General features: G+C 46.1%; 3 protein-coding genes and 1 pseudogene. 1 reads left to right on the forward strand and 3 read right to left on the reverse strand.

Translation table 11 applies throughout. The features are described from left to right. Both BM283_RS20780 and BM283_RS17625 read right to left on the reverse strand, forming a co-directional pair. On the reverse strand, window positions 1-97 hold a 97-nt coding region (locus BM283_RS20780; protein WP_217646606.1), incomplete at its 3' end, for a hypothetical protein. Between the two features lie 4 nt (window positions 98-101). Continuing rightward, on the reverse strand, window positions 102-728 hold the full coding sequence (locus BM283_RS17625; RefSeq protein WP_090695454.1) for an ISAzo13-like element transposase-related protein: 627 nt from the start codon (window positions 726-728) through the stop codon (window positions 102-104). A gap of 115 nt (window positions 729-843) precedes the next feature. Here BM283_RS17625 and BM283_RS17630 point away from each other — a divergent pair, with 115 nt between their 5' ends. Next, the gene (locus BM283_RS17630) at window positions 844-1,446 is read left to right on the forward strand and encodes an IS630 family transposase (RefSeq protein WP_217646605.1); all 603 of its coding nucleotides are present in this window, start codon (window positions 844-846) and stop codon (window positions 1,444-1,446) included. A gap of 534 nt (window positions 1,447-1,980) precedes the next feature. On the opposite strand, the pseudogene BM283_RS17640 reads toward BM283_RS17630, so the two are convergent. Beyond that, window positions 1,981-2,457, reverse strand: a pseudogene (locus BM283_RS17640) (IS3 family transposase); the annotation flags it as partial. Between the last annotated feature and the right edge of the window lie 142 nt (window positions 2,458-2,599).

The raw sequence follows: 2,599 nt of genomic DNA on the forward strand, positions 1-2,599 counted from the left end.
ATACGATATAGCCGCTTTTGTGATGGATGTCATAGAACCCATGAGGCACCATTTTACCGTCCGCCAGGGATTCAAAATCATGATCATTGACCCGCACGACCTCAGTGGGTTAGAGCTTTCCGGGGCGATAAACATTGCCGATCAATTCTTTTTTTAACGTCCATACCCATCACCGGATTACCCTGGACCCGGTACTCTTCTTTGAGGCGCTCGATATTTTTGAACTGCTTGTCCCGATGCGGTAGGTTCTTTTTCCCGGCTTCAACCTTAAAGGCCTGACGGCGGCAGAAATTATGTTTGTCGAGCAATTGATCAACAACGGTTACGCTCACGCTAAATCCGCACTGTTTCAGCCTCTCAGCCATGTCGCTGCGGCTCAAATTTGACCACTTTGCGGATTCATCCATTGGTGAACCGGCAGTATGATTCTTTAACATCTCTAAAAAGGCTTCATCCAATCCTTCCATCGTCTCCAAAACTGACTTTCGCCCACCCCCTGCTTGCCGAATACGTTTCTCCTTTTCAAGCAATGGCATCTTTAACTCTTTCAGGCCACGGCTAACGGTCCCTTCATCGCAGTGTAATACCTGACAAAGGTAGGTGATGCCTCCCTGACCCAGCTTTGCCGCCTCAGCGGTAGCATAGCGGCGGCGGTCTTTTTCCGATAAGCTGTGATAAAAATTGCGCATTCGCGCTTCGACTTCCGGGGCATAGGTTGTTATCTTCATTTTCTCAACATAACCGAAATACTCTATCAGCGGCAACTTAATTTACAACTCAAAGCTCTGGAGTTATTGAATCCTCGTTCCTTAGTCCGGGAAGACTGGAAAAAAACTCCCCGGGGTGCTGGGTCAAGCGATAACAGAGTTTGCTGTGCCTCGCCCCATGCGGCTGATGTTCCAAGACGAAGCACGATTTGGCCGCATCAGCGATTGCCGTCGCGCATGGGTGCCTCGTCCAATGCGTCCGCTAGTCAAGGCTATGCTTACCTACGAGTACACCTACGCTTATGCGACAGTCTGTCCGCTGGACGGAAAGTTTGACAGCTTGGTATTACCTGATGTCAACACTGAGTGCATGCAAATCTTTCTTGATGTCAACACTGAGTGCATGCAAATCTTTCTTGATGAAATCGCCAGGCGCTACCCCAATGAGAATATCGTTATGGTGATGGACAGTGCTGGCTGGCATCGCAGCCATTCGCTGACGTTAGCTGGGAATTTTCGCTGGTTGCTATTGCCGCCTTATTCACCTGAACTCAATCCAGTCGAGCACCTGTGGGATGAGTTGCGCGAAAAGAGCTTTCATAACCGTGTATTTGACAGCATCGGCGCGCTCGAATCTCATTTGGTTGATGCACTTCGACATATGGGGGGAACTACGGATCCAGTGAAATCAATCGCCGGATGGGATTGGATAATTAATTCACTTTGTAACGCTACATAAATGGGCATACGCCAAAGTACTGCGTAAACAATACCGCCAAACCGTTGATATGCTCTTCAAATTCTATACATTTTGAATCATTCTTAACTGGTTACGCTATATGTACCTCAGTACAATACTTTTTTCTCTTGCTCTGCAATATAGTCTATTACACCATTTCTCATGTCAGCAGGATGGAACATCCCGAGAACCATCGCATTCTGGAGGTTATCAGCTGATATAGAATGTGAAGGAGCGAGTCCTGAAATTCTGAAAATCTGGAATCCTAAGAAAATGGGGAAGGGAGGAGTTAGGATAGAAGGTTTTCAGTTTTTTCAGGTTCTTGCCCTCCGGTTTCTCGTTAGGTACCTGCCACTCATGCTGTGTCGCTGCCTGACTGCTCAGAAACGCATGTGTCACATCGGACGTGTCGAGGTACAAAAGATTATTTTTTATAATTAAATTAGGTGCTATGTAAAATACCGTGGATAAGTAAACCGAAGTTTTCCACATAAGAAATAATGAGGTGTGTTGTCAAATATGCAGTCCATATAATTAAGCAGCGAGTAGATTTGCATAGTATCGCTGTGTAAATTCTGCTGGCGATAGGTAGTTCGATTTTTGCTGTTTGCGCTGCCGGTTATAAAAGATCTCGATATATTCGGTAATCTCCTGTTTTGCTTGCAGTCGTGTTTTGAATTTTCGATGATGTACCAATTCATTTTCAAGAGTTCCCCGGAAGCTTTCCATAGGAGCATTATCCCAGCAATCGCCTTTGCCACTCATGGAAGAGACTATGCCCAGTTGTTTCAATCTGTCCTGGTAATCATGCGCATAATATTGGCTACCACGATCCGAGTGAAGAACCAATCCCTTTTCTGGCAGTTTTCTATCAGTTGCGCGAAACAAAGCCTGTATAATCAAATCCGTCGTCATCCTCTCATTCATGGCATAGCCTATTAATTCGCCATTAAATAGCTCTTTTATGCCAGCCAGGTACAGCCAGCCTTCGTCTGTGGGAAGTAGAGTAAGAAGCAGGGCGTAGTCGAACTATCTCCCTGCCTCTCCTCACCGAACCATACGTGCACCTCTCAGTGCATACGGCTCTCCATTCAAGTATGGCTCTAGCCATAGCAATATCTCAGAAGACGGTCAAACTTGCGTTCTTTATCTT

The organism is Nitrosomonas sp. Nm34, from assembly GCF_900113925.1.
Classification (GTDB): Bacteria; Pseudomonadota; Gammaproteobacteria; order Burkholderiales; family Nitrosomonadaceae; genus Nitrosomonas.